Annotated in this window: 16 protein-coding genes; 13 read left to right on the top strand and 3 right to left on the bottom strand. The window is 65.0% G+C overall.

From position 1 onward, the window contains the following. The first annotated feature begins 6 nt into the window (after positions 1-6). The 4 genes from CH283_RS20530 to CH283_RS20515 all read left to right on the top strand — a co-directional run bounded on the left by CH283_RS20530 (position 7) and on the right by CH283_RS20515 (position 7359). The gene (locus CH283_RS20530; RefSeq protein ID WP_094642082.1) at positions 7-1554 is read left to right on the top strand and encodes a GMC family oxidoreductase; all 1548 of its coding nucleotides are present in this window, start codon (positions 7-9) and stop codon (positions 1552-1554) included. Next, the gene (locus CH283_RS20525; protein ID WP_094642080.1) at positions 1544-3466 is read left to right on the top strand and encodes a putative nucleotidyltransferase substrate binding domain-containing protein; all 1923 of its coding nucleotides are present in this window, start codon (positions 1544-1546) and stop codon (positions 3464-3466) included. The genes CH283_RS20530 and CH283_RS20525 overlap by 11 nt, the downstream gene beginning before the upstream one ends. 24 nt (positions 3467-3490) lie before the next feature. After that, complete coding sequence (locus CH283_RS20520) at positions 3491-6169, top strand: MGH1-like glycoside hydrolase domain-containing protein (protein ID WP_255183278.1); 2679 nt, start codon at positions 3491-3493, stop codon at positions 6167-6169. A gap of 83 nt (positions 6170-6252) precedes the next feature. Then, positions 6253-7359: an alcohol dehydrogenase catalytic domain-containing protein gene (locus tag CH283_RS20515; protein ID WP_094642078.1), complete on the top strand. Its 1107-nt coding sequence runs from the start codon at positions 6253-6255 to the stop codon at positions 7357-7359. 3 nt (positions 7360-7362) lie between these two features. Here CH283_RS20515 and CH283_RS20510 read toward each other — a convergent pair whose 3' ends face one another. Next, the gene (locus CH283_RS20510; RefSeq protein ID WP_068050717.1) at positions 7363-8151 is read right to left on the bottom strand and encodes an ABC transporter ATP-binding protein; all 789 of its coding nucleotides are present in this window, start codon (positions 8149-8151) and stop codon (positions 7363-7365) included. 91 nt (positions 8152-8242) lie between these two features. On the opposite strand from CH283_RS20510, the gene dapB reads away from it, so the two are divergent. From dapB to CH283_RS20495, 3 genes are read left to right on the top strand one after another with little or no spacing between them, the layout of a single operon-like run. Then, positions 8243-9001: a 4-hydroxy-tetrahydrodipicolinate reductase gene (gene dapB / locus CH283_RS20505; RefSeq protein WP_094642410.1), complete on the top strand. Its 759-nt coding sequence runs from the start codon at positions 8243-8245 to the stop codon at positions 8999-9001. A 50-nt stretch (positions 9002-9051) separates the two neighbouring features. Next, positions 9052-9471 carry a hypothetical protein gene (locus CH283_RS20500; RefSeq protein WP_176460505.1) on the top strand — a complete coding sequence of 140 codons (420 nt, stop codon included), beginning with the start codon at positions 9052-9054 and terminating at the stop codon, positions 9469-9471. Positions 9472-9477: 6 nt separating this feature from the next. Further along, a complete protein-coding gene (locus CH283_RS20495; protein ID WP_094642074.1) occupies positions 9478-9930 on the top strand; it encodes a flavodoxin family protein in 453 nt (150 codons plus the stop codon). A gap of 95 nt (positions 9931-10025) precedes the next feature. Here CH283_RS20495 and CH283_RS20490 read toward each other — a convergent pair whose 3' ends face one another. Beyond that, complete coding sequence (locus CH283_RS20490; protein WP_255183277.1) at positions 10026-10469, bottom strand: hypothetical protein; 444 nt, start codon at positions 10467-10469, stop codon at positions 10026-10028. Between the two features lie 136 nt (positions 10470-10605). Here CH283_RS20490 and CH283_RS20485 point away from each other — a divergent pair, with 136 nt between their 5' ends. The 4 genes from CH283_RS20485 to zwf all read left to right on the top strand — a co-directional run bounded on the left by CH283_RS20485 (position 10606) and on the right by zwf (position 14843). Then, positions 10606-11967 carry an OFA family MFS transporter gene (locus tag CH283_RS20485; RefSeq protein WP_094642072.1) on the top strand — a complete coding sequence of 454 codons (1362 nt, stop codon included), beginning with the start codon at positions 10606-10608 and terminating at the stop codon, positions 11965-11967. Next, a complete protein-coding gene (locus tag CH283_RS29140) occupies positions 11964-12080 on the top strand; it encodes an MFS transporter small subunit (RefSeq protein ID WP_441344172.1) in 117 nt (38 codons plus the stop codon). The genes CH283_RS20485 and CH283_RS29140 overlap by 4 nt, the downstream gene beginning before the upstream one ends. A 35-nt stretch (positions 12081-12115) precedes the next feature. Then, positions 12116-13324 (top strand): winged helix-turn-helix domain-containing protein, encoded by a 1209-nt coding sequence (locus tag CH283_RS20480; protein ID WP_094642070.1) that lies wholly within the window; start codon positions 12116-12118, stop codon positions 13322-13324. 64 nt (positions 13325-13388) lie between these two features. Continuing rightward, positions 13389-14843: a glucose-6-phosphate dehydrogenase gene (zwf, locus tag CH283_RS20475; RefSeq protein ID WP_094642407.1), complete on the top strand. Its 1455-nt coding sequence runs from the start codon at positions 13389-13391 to the stop codon at positions 14841-14843. A 5-nt stretch (positions 14844-14848) separates the two neighbouring features. On the opposite strand, the gene CH283_RS20470 is transcribed toward zwf, so the two are convergent. Next, positions 14849-15328, bottom strand: a complete 480-nt coding sequence (locus CH283_RS20470; RefSeq protein WP_094642068.1) for a hypothetical protein — start codon at positions 15326-15328, stop codon at positions 14849-14851. A gap of 140 nt (positions 15329-15468) precedes the next feature. On the opposite strand from CH283_RS20470, the gene thyX reads away from it, so the two are divergent. Together thyX and dapA are read left to right on the top strand one after the other, a co-directional pair. Then, a complete protein-coding gene (thyX, locus tag CH283_RS20465; RefSeq protein ID WP_094642066.1) occupies positions 15469-16221 on the top strand; it encodes an FAD-dependent thymidylate synthase in 753 nt (250 codons plus the stop codon). Positions 16222-16321: 100 nt separating this feature from the next. Continuing rightward, the gene (gene dapA, locus CH283_RS20460) at positions 16322-17230 is read left to right on the top strand and encodes a 4-hydroxy-tetrahydrodipicolinate synthase (protein WP_032377140.1); all 909 of its coding nucleotides are present in this window, start codon (positions 16322-16324) and stop codon (positions 17228-17230) included. The last annotated feature ends 86 nt before the right edge of the window (positions 17231-17316 follow it).

Below are 17316 nucleotides of genomic sequence, written 5' to 3'. Positions count from 1 at the left end.
CGTGCAGTGACAGACACCCAGTTCGATTACGTCGTCGCAGGTGGCGGGACGGCGGGGTGTGTCCTCGCTGCTCGGCTGAGCGAGGACCCCTCCGTCAGTGTCTGCCTCGTCGAAGCAGGGCCGACCGACGTCGGCGACAAGGCGATTCTCGAACTGGCCGAGTGGATGCACTTACTCGACTCCGGCTACGACTGGGACTATCCCGTCGAACCGCAGGAGCGCGGCAACAGCTTCATGCGGCACGCGCGGGCGAGAGTGCTCGGTGGCTGCTCCTCGCACAACTCCTGCATCGCCTTTCACCCGCCGGCGGAAACCCTCGACGATTGGGCGGCTGCGGGCGCGACGGGATGGGGCGCGTCGGACGTCCTTCCGCTCGTCGCGCGAGTTGAGAGCAACGACACCGGTCGCGGCCAGGACGGGCCGGTGCGGATTCGCGACGTGCCACCGAACGATCCGTGCGGTGCGGCAGTGCTCGAATCGGCCGCCGGGATAGGTCTTCCGACGGTCGCATTCAACCGCGGAATGCCGGTACTCAACGGTGCCGGCTGGTTCCAGATCAATGCGGGCGAAGACGGCTTGCGTATGTCGACCTCACACGCCTACCTGCATCCGATCATCGGCACGCGCCCCAACCTGGAGGTGCGAACGGACTGCTGGATCAGCGAGATTCTGATCGACGAATCGCTGACCGCGACCGGAGTGCGGTACCAACGCCCCGATCTCACCGGCTACGACACCGTCTCGGCGCGTCGCGAGGTGATCGTCACCGCCGGTGCCATCGACACGCCGAAGTTGTTGATGCTCTCCGGAATCGGACCGGCGGCACAGTTGCAGGAGATGGGGATCACAGTTCGGGTCGATTCACCCGGAGTGGGCGAGAACCTCGACGACCACGTCGAGGGGCTGGTGTTCTGGGAGGCGAGCAAGCCGATGGTCACCACGTCCTCGCAGTGGTGGGAGATCGGCGTGTTCGCGCAGACCGACGACTCGCTGAACTACCCGGACATCATGATGCATTACGGCAGCGTGCCGTTCGACATGAACACCCTTCGCTGGGGCTACCCGACCACCGACAACGGTTTCTGTCTCACGCCCAACGTCACCCAGGGGCGCTCGCGGGGCACTGTTCGGTTGCGCAGCAGGGATTTTCGCGATCGGGCAAAGGTGGACCCGCGTTACTTCACCGACTCCGACGGCCACGACGACGCGGTGATGCTCGCCGGTCTGAAGCTGGCTCGTCGGATTGCCGCGGACGGTCCGCTCGCAGGCTGGATCGAACGAGAGCTTGCTCCTGGACCCGATGCTGTCACCGACGACGACCTGCTGGACTACGTGCACAAGACCCACAACACGGTCTATCACCCGGCAGGCACGGCGCGAATGGGATCGGTGGACGACACCATGGCCGTGCTGGATCCCGAGTTGCGCGTCAAGGGCATCGCGCACCTGCGCGTGGTCGACGCGTCGGCGATGCCGAAGCTGCCGTACGTCAATCCCAACATCACGGTGATGACCATGGCGGAGAAATGCGCCGACCTGATCCGTGGCGGATAGATCGGAGCTGGCCGATTTTCTCGGCGCGCATCCACCGTTTCAGGGCGCGTCACCGGCAGTCCTGGCCGAGCTGGCTGCCTCGGCCGTCGAACGCGAGTACGGCGGTGGGGCATGGGTTGTGGACCCTCCGCGGACCGACGTCTCGGCAGCTGCCGACACCGTATGGGTGGTGCGCACCGGGCGTGTGGTGGTCACGCACCCGGATGCCACCTCTCCCACCGAGGTGCCGATCGACACCATCGGGCCCGGAGGTGTCTTCGGCTTCTCGGCTCTGCTCTCCGGCGGAACCGTCGAATTCCGTGCGCGAGCAACGGAACCGAGCATCGTGATTCGATTGCCAGGCGAGCTGATTCGGCCGTTGTTCGCGACGCCGACCGGCCTGGCGTTCCTGGCCGACGCCGTCACCTCGGCCACCGCGCACCGCGGCGGGCCGGTCGAGGGGAGTGCGGGCCGCACCGTCGGTGAATTACTCTCGGCCCCAGCGGTGTTCACGCCCGTCGGCACCACCGTTCGAGATGCCGTCCGGCACATGACCGAGCAGGGCAGCTCCTACGTTCTGGTTCCGCTGCGCGGTTCTCGCCACGGCATCTTCACCGACCGCGACCTCCGAATTCGGGTGGTGGCCGCCGGGATCGGCGTCGATACTCCGATCGAGAAGGTCATGACCTCGCCTGCCGAGACCGTGACGGCGGACCGGTTGGCCGGCACGGTGCTGATGGACATGCTCGAGCGAGGCCTGCGGCACATGCCGGTGGTGTCGACCCGCGGTGAGGTACTCGGCGTCGTCGAGGATTCGGATCTGCATGCCGCGTCCACCCGACGCAGTTTCGTGGTCCGCCGAGCTGTGGCTTCGGCCTCGACCGCCGCCGAGCTCGCCGACGCAGGCAGGCTCGTTCCCCGCCTGGTGGTGGATCTGTTCGAGGGCGGAACCGATGCGATGGCGGTCAGCGCGATCCTCTCCGTCGTGGTCGACAGCCTCGTCCGCCGGGCCGTCGAGATCGAATGGACCGCACGTCCGGACGTGCCGCGTGACCACTTCGCCTGGATCACTCTCGGCAGCGTGGCGCGTCGAGAAGCGATGCCCTCCTCGGACGTCGACAGTGCATTGACCTGGGCGGATTCCACCGCAGATCCCGAAGTGCGAGGGACATCGAACGCGGTGTCGTGGACCCGCGACGAGGCGTTGATGGACTTGGCCACCCGTGTGCACGTGAGCCTCGACGGTGCCGGATTGCCGTCGGACACCAATGGAGCGGTCGCGAGTTCGCCCCGATTCGCACGCTCGGCCGGTCAATGGGAAAGGGCCGCTGCTCACTGGCTCAGCAACCCGTTCGGCGAACGTGGCAATCCGGCGGAAGACTCCGGCCTCATCATGTCCTCGTTGATGATCGACGGCAGAGTGGTGTGGGGCCCGAAAGAACTGCACACGGTGCCCGAGGCCTACCGGCGACTCCTGGTCGATCACCCCGACGCCCTGCGGTTGCAACTGCGGGACGCCCTCGCCGGACGGGCTCGGCTGCGATCGCTGCGAGACGTGTTGGCTCGGCGCGGCGGCACGTTCGACCTCAAGGCCCATGCCCTGACGCCCATCGTCAACCTCGCTCGGTGGGGTGGGCTGTCGGTCGGCATGGCATCGGCCTCGACGCCCGCGCGGCTCGCGGCGGCATCGGGCAACGGCATGCTCTCCGAACGTGATGTCGCTGCACTGTCCGAGGTGTTCGAGCTGCTGCAGCGGCTTCGACTGTCGCATCAGATCGACCAGATCACGGCCGGCCACCGACCCGGTGACGTGCTGATCATGGCTGATCTGTCACCTCTGGAGCGGAGTCTGCTCACCGACGGCATCCGCGAGATCGCCGCGGTGCAACGACGCGTCGGGTATCTGGCGGCCAACGTCGGCGTGCATCGATGACCGGCAACGACCAGACTGTGTGCCGTGACCACCAATCCCGTGAGCGTTCCCATCCCGTCCACCGTCGAACACCATCGGTTGGCGGAATCGCCCGGGGTCAGTGGACCGTGGCGTCAGTGGGGCCCGTACCTGGCGGGGCGCCAGTGGGGCACGGTGCGCGAGGACTACTCGGAGGACGGTAATGCCTGGGCGTCGTTTCCGTTCGATCAGGCGCACAAGCGCGCCTACCGCTGGGGCGAGGACGGAATCGGCGGAATCTGCGACCGCTTCGGGTTCCTGAACTTCTCGTTCGCACTGTGGAATCGAAAGGACCCGATCCTCAAGGAACGGTTGTTCGGCCTCGCCAACGAGGAGGGCAATCACGGCGAGGACGTCAAGGAATACTTCTGGGCCGTCGACGGAACACCGACGCACAGCTGGATGCAGTGGCTCTACCGCTATCCGCACGCGGAGTATCCGTACGCTCACCTGCGGGAAGAGAATGCTCGACGCGGACGTGACGACCGCGAATACGAGCTGGCCGACACCGGCATCCTCGACGAGAACAGATTCTTCGACGTCCAGGTCACGTACGCCAAGGCCTCACCCGACGACATCTGCATCACCATCTCGATCACCAACCACGGCCCCGAGGCGGCGTCGGTCGATCTACTGCCGCACCTGTGGCTGCGCAACACCTGGTCGTGGGGACGCGACGAGCGTGGCGGCACGCTGGCGCAGCTGAGCCCGCCGGATCTCTTGGCAGGTGGACTCGAAGCCATCGCCGTCGACCACGGATTCCTCGGTCGCTACTACCTCAGTGCCGAGGGAACACCGGCAGTTCTGTTCTGCGACAACGAAACCAATGCCGAGGCTCTGTGGGCGCAGGAGAACATCTCGGCGTACCCCAAGGACGGCATCGGCCGCCGAGTCGTCGACGGGGAGCTCGATGCGGTCAACCCCGAGCAGACCGGTACGAAGGCTGCGTTCTGGTACCGCTTCGACGACATCGCCCCCGGTGCAACGGAATCGGTTCGATTGCGGTTGTCGCCCAACCGGCCGGACGAGCAGACGTTCGGGGCCGGATTCGATGCCGTCCACGCCGACCGGCAGGCCGAGGCCGACGAGTTCTACGGTGCCGTGATCGGAGCCGACCTCACCGATGTCGACCGGCATGTCGCGCGGCGCGCCTACGCCGGTTTGCTGTGGACCAAACAGCTCTACCGATACGACGTGGAGGAGTGGATCGAGGGCGACAAGGTCGGCGCTCCGGCTCCGGACTCGAGGCAGGACCCGGGTGGGCGCAATGCGCACTGGCGTCACCTGGCGTTGGCCGATGTGATCTCGATGCCCGACGAGTGGGAGTACCCGTGGTTCGCGGCCTGGGACCTGGCTTTCCACGCGATTCCGTTGGCGCACGTGGACGCCGATTTCGCCAAGGAACAGTTGCTGCTCATGTGCCGGGAATGGGCCATGCACCCCAACGGCCAACTGCCCGCGTACGAGTGGGAGTTCGGTGACGTCAACCCACCCGTGCACGCGTGGGCGGCATGGCACGTCTATCGCATCGACGGCTACCGCGATCGCGAATTCCTGGTGCGGGTGTTCACCAAGCTGCTGCTCAACTTCGCCTGGTGGGTCAACCGCAAGGACTCCGAGGGCTCGAACATCTTCGAGGGTGGATTCCTCGGCATGGACAACATCGGACTGTTCAATCGATCTGCCCCACTGCCACCCGGATTTCGGCTCGAACAGTCGGACGCGACGAGTTGGATGGCGTTCTACTGCCAGCAGATGTTCAAGATCGCGCTGGAACTCGCGCGACACGACAGCGCCTGGGACGACGTCGCGACCAAGTTCTTCTCACACTTCCTCTCGATCGCCAAGGCAGTGAACTCCTTCGGATCGCAGCACATTTCGCTATGGCACGAGGAGGACGGGTTCTTCTACGACGTCCTGGTTCAGCCCGAGGGCGATGCGGTACCGATGCGCGTGCGGTCCATGGTTGGACTGCTGCCCATCCTCGGTGCCACCGAGATCCCGCCGTGGGTCGAGGAGGAATGTCCCGATCTCACCGCTCGCCTGCGCTGGATCCAACGCAGGCGACCGGAGATGGTCAGCCCTCTGCTGGCTCGGCGCGAGGGCGGCGAGGTGCGCATGCTGCTGACACTCGTCCAACCCGAACGACTCAAGCGCATCCTGGCTCGCATGTTCGACTCCGAAGAGTTTCTGTCGCACTTCGGGATTCGATCGCTCTCGGCCTCCTACCGCGAACCGGTCACGTTCGACGTGGACGGCCGGAGCCTGTCCATCGAATACGAGCCGGGGGAGTCGCGCACCGGAATGTTCGGTGGGAACTCCAACTGGCGCGGTCCGGTGTGGTTCCCGGTGAACGTATTGCTGGCCGACAAGCTGCGCGCCTACGGCCGGTACTACGGCGACTCGTTCACCATCGAGATCCCCACCGGCTCGGGCAACCATCGCACCCTCACCGATGCCGCCGATCTGATCGACAACGGTCTCGCCGGGCTGTTCCGACCGGTGGACGGCAAGAGGCCCGCCGACGGGAATCGCATCGAATCGAGCCTCGACCCGCTGTGGAGCGTGCACCCCAGCTTCAACGAGTACTTCGACGGAGACACCGGCGAGGGACTCGGGGCCACACACCAAACCGGATGGACGGCATTGGTTGCGCACCTGCTCAGGCCCCGTCTGCCGCTCTGAGGGCCTGCGGCCCATGTGTGTGGAAACTCGTAGCCCACTACGAAGTTCCACGCACATGCGGCGGAGCCGCATAGTCTGGCGGGATGAAGATTCGCGGCGCAGTACTCGAAGAAATCGGCCGATCTCGTCCCTTCGCGGACTCGCATCCCATCACCGTCTCCGACCTCGAGCTCGGCTCGCCGGGCGAGGGGGAGCTGTTGATCAGAATCGAAGCCGCGGGACTGTGCCATTCGGATTTGTCGGTCGTCGACGGCAACCGGGTTCGTCCCGTCCCGATGTTGCTCGGCCACGAGGCCGCAGGCCGCGTCGAGGAGGTCGGCGCGGGTGTCGACGACATCGCGGTCGGCACCCGCGTCGTCATGACATTCCTGCCACGCTGCGGCGAATGCGCCGGGTGCGCCACCGACGGCCAGATGCCGTGCGTCACCGGCAGCGCGTCGAACAATGCCGGGACACTGCTCGGCGGAGGCATCAAGTTGCACCGTGACGGGGAAGAGGTCAAGCATCACCTCGGAGTTTCCGGATTCGCCACACACGCTGTGGTGAGCCGAAAGTCGGTGGTTCCGGTCGAGGACGACATCCCCGCCGATATCGCAGCAGTCCTCGGTTGTGCGGTACTGACCGGTGGCGGCGCGGTGCTCAACGCCGGCACTCCGAAGCCCGGACAGTCGGTGATGGTGGTGGGCCTCGGCGGAGTCGGTATGGCAGCGGTTCTGACGGCCGTATCGGTGGGTGCCGGTGAGGTGATCGGAGTCGACGGGGTGCCGGACAAGCTGTCCACCGCAACCGATCTGGGCGCAACGCAGGTGTATTCGCCGGCCGAGCTCGCCGAGAAGGGAATCAAGGCCGATATCGTCATCGAGGCGGCAGGCAACGCGCGAGCATTCGAAACTGCAGTCGCTGCAACGGCTCCCGGCGGCAAGACCATCACCGTCGGTCTCCCCGCACCCGACGCCCGCTCGTCCATCTCACCGCTGGGCCTGGTGGCCGAAGCCCGCACGATCATCGGCAGCTACCTGGGCTCCGCCGTACCGGCTCGCGATATCCCGACCTACGCACAGATGTGGCGTGAGGGACGGCTTCCCGTCGAGAAGCTGATCTCGTCGAGAATCACGTTGGACGAGATCAACCGCGGCATGGACGAATTGGCCGACGGCAACGCGATCCGTCAGGTCATCGTCTTCGACTGAGCATCAGCGGTGGGCCGCCGTGGCGACCCACCGCCCGCGTTGCTTCGAGATCTCGATGGGATGGTCGAAGCACTCACTGATGTTGTCGGTGGTCAGTACTACGTCGACGGCTCCTTGTGTCTGTACTCTTCCGTCGCGGATGAGGAGGGCATGGGTGGTCGAGGTCGGGATTTCCTCGAGGTGATGAGTCACCAGAATGCTGGCCAGGGTCGGGTGTTCGGCCCGCAACGAGTCGAGTGCACTCAGAAGTTGTTCGCGGGCAGCGAGATCGAGCCCGGTGGCAGGCTCGTCGAGCAACAGCAGCGCCGGGTCGGGAAGTAGGGCGCGCGCGATGAGCGCTCGGCCTCGCTCGCCCTGCGAGAGCGTGTGCCACGACGCGTCGGTGCGATGGGCGACGCCGAGGGATTCGATCAGACGGTGAGCGCGGGCGATCTGGTGGTTGTCGGCCGACCATCTCGGGACCAGATCCGGAGTATTGGTCAGCCCGGTCAGCACCACCTGGAACAGCGTCAGCGGAGCCTCGATCTTCAACCGCGGGTCGACGTGGCCGATGTGCGTCCGCAATTCGCGCATGTCCACTCGCCCGAGGCGATGGCCCAGAACGTGCACTGCACCGTGCGTGGGATGGACGAGCGCGCCGAGCAAGCTGAGCAGGGTGGATTTGCCCGCGCCGTTGGCACCGAGCAACACCCAGTGCTGACCCTCCTCGACCCGCAGCGAGGCATCGCTGAGCAGGTATCGCCCGCCACGGACGAGATCGACTCGGTCGGCGAACAGGACGCTGGATGGCACCGGACGACCGTAGCTGCTGGGACGGATCGTGGAGAAGTAGGCTCTGAGGTCGGTAGAACCGACAAGACGACGAAACGAGTGTGGGTACGACGTGAGTGCAACGGCACCTGTTCGAGTAGGGGTACTGGGGTCACGCGGCAAGGTAGGGCAGGCCATCTGTGCCGCCGTCGATGCAGCCGAGGATCTCGAGCTCGTGGCGACCGTCGACCAGGGCGATCCGCTGGCGAACTTCGTCGATGCGAACGCCCAGGTGGTCGTCGATTTCACGCACCCCGACGTGGTGATGGACAACCTGCAGTTCCTGATCGAGCAGGGTATCCATGCAGTGGTCGGCACCACCGGATTCGACGAACGGCGGCTCGAGCAGGTTCGCGAATGGCTGGCGGGATCGCCGCAGACGGGTGTACTGATCGCACCGAACTTCGCCATCGGCGCGGTGTTGTCGATGCGATTCGCGCAGCAGGCCGCCCGGTTCTTCGACTCGGTCGAGGTGATCGAACTGCACCACCCCAACAAGGCCGATGCGCCGTCGGGCACGGCGTACCGAACCGCCGCGCTGATTGCCGAGGCACGAGCGGCCGCAGGCACTCCGGCGAGCCCCGATGCGACGACGACCGAACTCGACGGCGCACGTGGTGCCGATGTGGACGGAGTGCGTGTGCACTCGATCCGGCTCGCGGGACTGGTTGCGCATCAAGAGGTTCTGCTCGGCACGCAGGGTGAGACACTGAGCATTCGGCACGATTCGCTCGATCGAACGTCGTTCGCGCCCGGTGTGCTGCTCGGAGTCCGCGAGATCGCGGGACGACCGGGGTTGACCGTCGGCCTCGATCCGCTGTTGGATCTGTGAGCTGATCGACGGTGAACAAAACGACGAAGGTGCTCGCCATCCTCGCGGTGATGGTGCTGATTCTCGGCTTCTACTTCTTTCTGCTCGGCCAGCGCGGTGTGACTCTGATCCAGAACGGTGGCGTGGCGAGCATCTCCTTGGGGATCGGGGTCCTGCTGCTGCCGATACTCGGGTTGTGGATCGTCTGGGCCACCCTCAAAGCCGGCTTCGACCACCAGCGGCTGGCCTCGCGCGTTCACGAGGAGGGCCTCGAACTCGACGTCGCGGATCTTCCGCGCAGGCCGTCGGGTCGAATCGAACGTGATGCGGCGGATGAGTTGTTCCAACAGGTCAAGGCCGAGTGGGAGAAGGATCCGGACAACTGGCGCAACTCCTACCGGCTGGCTCGCGCCTACGATTATGCCGGTGACCGTGGACGGGCCCGCGAGACGATGAAGCGGGCTGTGGCACTCGAACGGGACGAGAACTGACCTTCGATGCCGCGCACCCTGCTGGTCGTTCATCACACCCCGAGCCCGCTCACGCACGAGCTGCTCGAGGCAGTTCTCGACGGCGCTCACGACCCCGAGATCACCGGCGTGGACGTGCGCAGTGTGCCCGCTCTCGGCGCGACCGTTCCCGACGTACTCGGTGCCGACGGCTTTCTGTTCGGAACACCGGCGAATTTCGGATACATGAGCGGGGCTCTGAAACACTTCTTCGACACCGTGTACTACCCATGCCTCGGTGCCGTTGCCGGAAAGCCCTACGCTGCTTGGGTTCACGGCAACGACGACACCGCGGGTGCCGGACGGGCGATCGAGAAGATTGCGTCGGGCTGGGGTCTGGAGAAAGTGTTCGGCACCCTGCACGTCGCCGAGAGCGGCAAACCTGCACGTGAACGCTGCTACGAACTCGGCGGAACCGTTGCGGCGGGGTTGTCGATCTGAGGACTTGCTCGCGCGCTCCTTCGGTTGCTCGCACACCCGACCCGAGAACTACGACGTAGCCGACGCCCTGAGGTCCGTAGTAGGGCGTTACTGATTCAGTCGGAGTCGGCGGGGGAGTCCGGGCGCAGAATGTCGTCGGCCGGGATCGGCAGCGGAATCTCGAGCAGGCGCTCCGGCCAACTCGGATACGCGGGCCTGATCCACACTCGGTTGTCGTCGAGTTGCGTCATCAGCACCCGCCGCCACGGCCAGTCCTCCTGCGGTGCACTCAGATCGGTCTCGGATTCGAGTGGCAGGGGTGCCTTGGTCCAGTGCGGAGCCGACAGCGATGCCAGACCGCGATCCTCGAGCTGGGCGATCGCAGTCTCGATCGGCACGCCGTGCGCAACGGTGATGCCGGCGGGATTGACGGCATCGACGGTGTAATCGTCGTCGTATTCGTCCTGTGCACTCGTGTCGTGGGCGACGGTCCACCCGATCACCTCACCGTCGGAGGCTCGTCTCACCGGCAATCTGCTGCGCCACCGCTCGATATCCACTGCCGCGAGGATACGCGGTAAGAAAAGTGAGTTCGGTGAAGAAACTATTGACAGTTGTGAGCGAGCAGGGCGGTACACGTGTTTGACTGCAGGAGATACTGCACGCTTGTACCGCTTTCTATCTCAAGGGATTTCGATGACCCTCCGCATTCTCGATCGCTCCGCCATCGTCGCGACACCCGAGTGGAGCCGCTGGTTGATACCTCCGGCCGCGCTGTCCATTCACCTCGCGATCGGATCCGCCTACGCCTGGAGCGTGTTCAAGAACGCCATCTCGCAGCCCGACGCACTCGGGCTCAGCGGCACCGTCACTGCCATTCCGTTCCAGCTCGCCATCGTGATGCTCGGCCTGTCCGCGGCGATCTTCGGAACCCGCGTCGAGAAGAACGGTCCGCGGTGGGCTATGGCCGTCTCCCTGGTCTTCTTCGTCTCGGGACTGTTGCTGTCCGCGCTCGGCATGGCCCTCGGACAGTTCTGGCTGGTGATCTTCGGCTACGGGTTCGTCGGCGGTATCGGCCTCGGAATCGGCTACATCTCACCGGTCTCGACGTTGATGAAGTGGTTCCCGGACCGGCCGGGCATGGCCACCGGTATCGCCATCATGGGCTTCGGCGGCGGCGCACTCATCGCGTCGCCCCTCACCAGCCAGCTGATGGTGAACTTCGGCGGGTTCACCGACGGGTCCATCGCCAAGACGTTCCTCACGCTCGGCGTCGGATACGCGGTGTTCATGGCACTGGGAGTCGTGCTGATCAGAGTGCCGGCCGAGGGATGGACCCCGGCCGGATGGACCCCGCCCGCGTCCTCGGCAATGATCTCGACGCACAACGTCTCGGCCGCGAACGCAGTGAAGACTCCCCAGTTCTGGCTGCTGTGGGTCGTCCTGTGCTTCAACGTCACTGCCGGAATCGGCATTCTCGAGCGCGGATCGGGCATCTATCAGGACTTCTTTCCCGACGCGACCTCGCCCGAATCTCTCGCCGCTGCGGCTGCCGGTTTCGTCGCGTTCCTCTCCCTGACCAACATGATCGGACGGTTCGTCTGGTCTTCGGTGTCCGACGTGGTGGGGCGTAAGAACATCTACCGGATGTACCTCGGTGTCGGCGCACTGCTGTACCTGTACATCGCGTTGTTCACCAACACCAACAAGATCCTGTTCATGGTCTCGGCCTTGCTCATTCTCTCGTTCTACGGCGCGGGATTCGCCACGGTTCCGGCCTATCTCAAGGACCTCTTCGGTACGTATCAGGTGGGCGCGATCCACGGACGACTCCTCACCGCGTGGTCGGTGGCCGGTGTCCTCGGTCCGCTGATCGTCAACGCCATCGCCGACGCCGGAGAAGCCGGAACCACCGGCCGATACCTACCGGCGTTCTACGTGATGATCGGTCTGCTCGTGGTCGGCTTCCTTGCCAACGAGGCGATCAAGCCGGTCGCATCGAAGTATCACGAAGCCGATCCGGCGAAGGCCGCGACGACCACAGGAGCGAAGGCATGAGCGGCGGACGCAAGCAGGTCACGATGGCGGTCGCATGGGCGTGGGTTGCCGTGCCGTTCGCCTACGGACTGTACGAACTGATCCTCAAGGCGGCGAACCTGTTCAGCACGTGAGTCGACGTGTCGGTGGGCCGTGACAGGCTGGTCCGATGCAGGAGATGAGTGCCGCCGCCGCGCGTCGTACCGCCCTGGCCGCCCAGGGGCTGGCGTCGAGGCGGTCGCGTACTCGGCCGGCGAGCAAGGCCGCGGTTCACGCAGCCATCGACACCACCGGACTGTTGCAGATCGACTCCGTGTCGGTGGTGGTGCGGGCGCACTACGCACCGGTGTTCAGCCGCGTCGGTGCCTACGATCGCACTGTCGTCGACGACGCCGCATGGACCGACACTGCGCGTCGACCTCGTCGACTGGTGGAGTACTGGGCCCACGAGGCCGCATTGCTGCCCGTGGAGGACTGGCCGCTGATGCGATGGCGAATGGAGCTGTATCGACACGGGCGGTGGGGCGGAGCTGCGCACATCCTCGATCGCGAACCGACTCTCGTCGACGACGTCCTCGCGGTGATCGGCGACATCGGTGCGGCCAGCGCGGGTGAGATCGAGAAGCACCTCGAGCTGGACACCCCCGGTCGCAAAGGTCCCTGGTGGGATCGCAGTGATGTCAAGGTCGTCTGCGAACAGCTGTTCGCGGCCGGCGTGGTGACCGTGCCGACACGGACGGGATTCGTGCGCCGGTACGAGCTCAGCGAACGGGTGATCCCGGAGAACGTTCTGCACAGGCACGTCGACGAACCGGACGCGGTACGGCAACTGATCGAAAAGTCCTCTCGGGCACTGGGAATCGGTACCGAGCCGGATCTGAGGGACTACTACCGGCTCTCGCAGAAGCAGGCCAAGGCGGCGATCGGCGATCTCGTCGAGGACGGCGTACTCGAACCGGTGACCGTCCGAGGCTGGAACGCACCGGCATACCTGCACCGCGACGCCAGGACACCGCGAACGGCCACCGCCGCCGCACTGCTGTGCCCGTTCGATCCGATGATCTTCTTTCGGCCCCGGGTGCAGCGAATGTTCGACTTCCACTACCGAATCGAGATATACACCCCACAGCACAAGCGAGTCCACGGCTACTACGTGTTTCCCTTTCTGCTCGACGGGCATCTGGTGGCTCGCGTCGATCTCAAGGCAGTGCGAGCGCAGTCCGAACTGCACGTGATCGCGGCCTACGTCGAAGGCGACCGCAACGCCGGTGACATTGCGCCTCGACTACGAGACGTACTGCGGGAGATGGCGGATTGGCTCGAACTCGAACGCGTGGTGGTGGGGGACCGGGGAGACCTCGTCGCCGCACTGCGATGACGTCGGTCGGGGGTTCGATTCTGCCGAAGTGCAGGTCGGAAGAATCGGTGTCACTATTTCCAGTGTGACTTCGCGCCGGACAGACACCGCCCCCGAACTCCCACCCCAGGTCGTCGTCCTGTTCGGGGCGACAGGAGACCTGGCCAAGCGAAAACTACTGTCCGGGATGATGCATCTGGCGCTGTCCGATCTCGCGCCGAACATCCGGGTCGTCGGCACATCTCTCGAAGAGATGTCGACCGACGAATTCCGCGCTCTCGCTCGCGAATCGATCAACACCCACTCGAGTCGCAAAGTCGGCGACGAGCAATGGAATCGTTTCGCCTCGCGACTGACCTACGTGTCGCAGCAGGCAGGACCGGCGGCGTTGGGGGAGGCCGTGGCCGAGGCCGAGATCGACCTCGGAGGAAGCGCCGAACGGCTGCACTACCTGTCTGTTCCGCCGAGAGCTGCTCTGGCAGTAGTGGATACGCTCGCATCGGCAGATCTGGTGAAGCGCTCCCGAATCATCATGGAGAAGCCGTTCGGCACCGACCTCGAGAGCGCGATCGCGCTGAACGCTCGGGTTCACCGAACGTTCGACGAGGATCAGGTCTTCCGGATCGATCACTTCCTCGGCAAGGAACCCGCTCAGAACATCCTGGCCTTCCGGTTCGCCAACGGGTTGTTCGAGCCGATCTGGAACCGCAACTTCATCGATCACGTCCAGATCGACATCCCGGAGAAGCTCGCACTGGACGGCCGAGCCGGATTCTACGAATCCACCGGCGCGTACAAGGACATGGTGGTCACGCACCTGTTCCAGGTGCTGGCATTCATGGCCATGGAACCGCCGACGGCGCTCGAACCCCGCGCCATCAGCGAGGAGAAGAACAAGGTCTTCCGATCCATGCTGCCCCTGGACCCGAAAAACGTTGTGCGAGGGCAATACTCGGGGTACCGATCAGAAGAGGGCGTAGCCCCCGACTCCGATACCGACACCTTCGTGGCTCTCAAGTGTGAAATCGACAATTGGCGCTTGGCCGGTGTGCCCTTCTATCTGCGCAGCGGTAAGCGACTCGCCGAAGGGCAGCGCATCATCTCGATCGCCTTCAGGGAACCACCGAAGAGCATGTTCCCGGCCGGCTCGGGCGTGGGAGCGCAAGGTCCCGACCATCTGACCTTCGACCTCGCGGACGCCTCGAAGGTTTCGCTGTCGTTCTACGGCAAGCGGCCCGGTCCCGGTATGCACCTCGACAAACTCAGCATGCAGTTCGCGATTCACGAAACCGAACGAGTCGGAGACGTACTCGAAGCCTACGAACGGCTGATCCTCGACGCCATGTACGGCGACCACACCCTGTTCACCACGGCCGAGGGCATCGAGCGGCTGTGGCAGGTCTCCGAACCGCTGCTCGCCGATCCACCCCCGGTCCGGTCGTACGCACCGGGGTCGTGGGGGCCCAACGCGATCCATCAACTCATCGCCCCACACGCGTGGCGGTTGCCCTTCGAGCGGGAGTGGCGCGAGAAGAAGTAGGCCGATCAGTTGTTCCAGCCACGGTCCTTGCGCATCTGATCACGCAGTGCGCCCTGAACTGCCTGCGACAACCACGAATTGAGCGACACTCCGCTGTTGTTCGCGGCGTCCTCGGCCCGTTCCTTGATCTGCTCGACCAATCGCAGCGTCACCCGTCGGACCTCACCGGACACGTCGTCCATGGTCGGGTAGTCCTCGGTGACGGGCTCTGCCGGATCGCCGTCGTGCAGACCGGGCAGCGGGCCGTCGCGTCGAACATCGGCGTGCGCCTGCGTACCGTCGAGGCAAACGGTGACCGTATGACCATTCAGGTCGTTCGATACCTCTGCCGCGAAGTCCGACAGTGCCGTGAGCAGCATCAATCTGGCCGACGCCTCCGCCGTCTTGCCGAGAGCTTCGGCCGTCTGGCGGGTGTGCTCGTCGCCCAGAGCGGCTGCCGCGAGTAGATCCGTGCGTAGCGACGCGGTGTACTTGTCCAGTTCCATGACGCCAGTGTGGCGTCATAGTTGACGTCGGTCAAGCGTGCCTGGTGACGTCATGTAGCGGCGCCGTGACGCCATCGTTCGCCGGGCATCGGTGCCGCGTTTAGGGTTGTGCGGTGTCAGCAGAAAACGAAGGTAGAGCTGTGCCGCGGACGGTTGCGCTGAAAGTGCAACTGGTCGCCCGAACCGAGTTCGTTCCGCCCGTCGACATTCCCTGGGAAACCGACGCGGACGGCGGGCAGGCATTGGTCGAGTTCGCCGGTCGTGCCTGCTACCAAAGCTGGTCCAAGCCCAATCCTCGGACCGCGACCAATGCGTCGTATCTGCGTCATTTGCTCGACGTCGGACACCTGTCGGTTCTCGAGCACGCGAGCGTGAGTTTCTACATCACCGGAATCTCGCGATCGTGCACACACGAACTGATCCGGCACCGGCACTTCTCCTACTCGCAACTCTCGCAGCGATTCGTTCCCGAACACGACGCCAACGTGGTTCTTCCACCGGCTGTCGAAGGCGATCCCGAGCTCGAGGCGCTGTTCGCGTCTGCGACCGAGGCGAGTCGGGCGGCCTACACCGAACTGCTCGGTGCGCTGGAGGGGAAACTGGAATCGGTCACCAACGCTGCTCTACGGGGCAAACAGGCGCGGCAGGCGGCTCGGTCGGTGTTGCCGAACGCGACCGAGACACGCGTGGTGGTGAGCGGAAACTACCGTGCGTGGCGGCATTTCGTGTCGATGCGTGCCTCCGAGCATGCGGACGTGGAGATTCGACGCGTTGCCGTCGAATGTCTGCGTAAGCTCGTGGCAGTGGCTCCCGACGTGTTCGGCGACTTCGAGATCTCGACGCTGCCGGACGGCACGGAAGTCGCCCGCAGCCCGTTCGTGACCGAGGTCTGACTACGAGGTTCGGTTGCGCCGTAGACCGGGTATGGCTGGACGGTGTCGGCGGGGAGTCCCGCTGCGCGAGAGTGGGCAAAGCACCGGGTAATCTGCTGCCATGACCTACGGTGACGCCGCTCCTTCCGTTGCGCCTGTGTTCGGTACGGTGCTCACCGCGATGGTGACCCCGTTCACGGCGGACGGCAAGTTGGATATCGATGCGGGCGTTCGGCTGGCACATCATCTCGTCGAGCAGGGCAACGACGGACTGGTTCTGGCCGGCACGACGGGCGAGTCGCCGACCACCACCGAGAACGAGAAGCTCGAACTGCTTCGCGCAGTGATCGCCGCGGTCGGTCATCGGGCGCGCATCATCGCCGGAGCCGGCAGCAACGACACCGCACACAGCGTCGAGCTGGCCCGTGACGCCGCCCGTGCAGGCGCACACGGTCTTCTGGTCGTCACCCCGTATTACTCCCGCCCGCCGCAGGCCGGTCTGTACGCGCACTTCACCGCGGTCGCGAACGCCACCGACCTGCCCGTGATGCTCTACGACATTCCGCCGCGGTCGGTCGTTCCCATCGAGACCGAGACGTTGCGTCGACTCGCCGAGCATCCACGGATCCTCGCGGTCAAGGACGCCAAGGGTGATCTGAACGCCGGTGCCGAACTGATCGCGTCGACCGGGTTGCAGTTCTACTCGGGCGACGACCCGCTGAACCTGCCCTGGCTCTCGGTCGGAGCAACAGGCTTCGTCAGCGTCATCGGCCACCTCGTTCCGGCTCGCCTCCGCGAGCTGCACACCGCCTTCATGATGGGCGACATCGCGCGTGCTCAGGCGATCAACGTCAGCCTCATCCCGGTCATTCGTTCGGTCGCGCGCCTCGGCGGCGTCAGCGCATCGAAGGCCGGCCTTCGCCTCATCGGAATCGATGTCGGCGAACCACGACTTCCCCAGGTGCCACCGAGCATCGACCACATCGAATTGCTCGCAGCAGAGCTGCGGGCGGCAGGAGTTCTTGTATGACACGACCGAACAGATCGCGCGGACGCGCAACCCGAAACGCCGGACCCCCCTCCGAGCGTCCGGCCCCGAAGCAGGGCCAACCGGCA

The sequence above is a fragment of the Rhodococcus sp. 05-2254-2 genome, from assembly GCF_002259095.1.
Taxonomy (GTDB): domain Bacteria; phylum Actinomycetota; class Actinomycetes; order Mycobacteriales; family Mycobacteriaceae; genus Rhodococcoides.
Note: the sequence above shows the minus strand (reverse complement) of the source record. Positions and strands in the feature narration are given on the sequence as shown.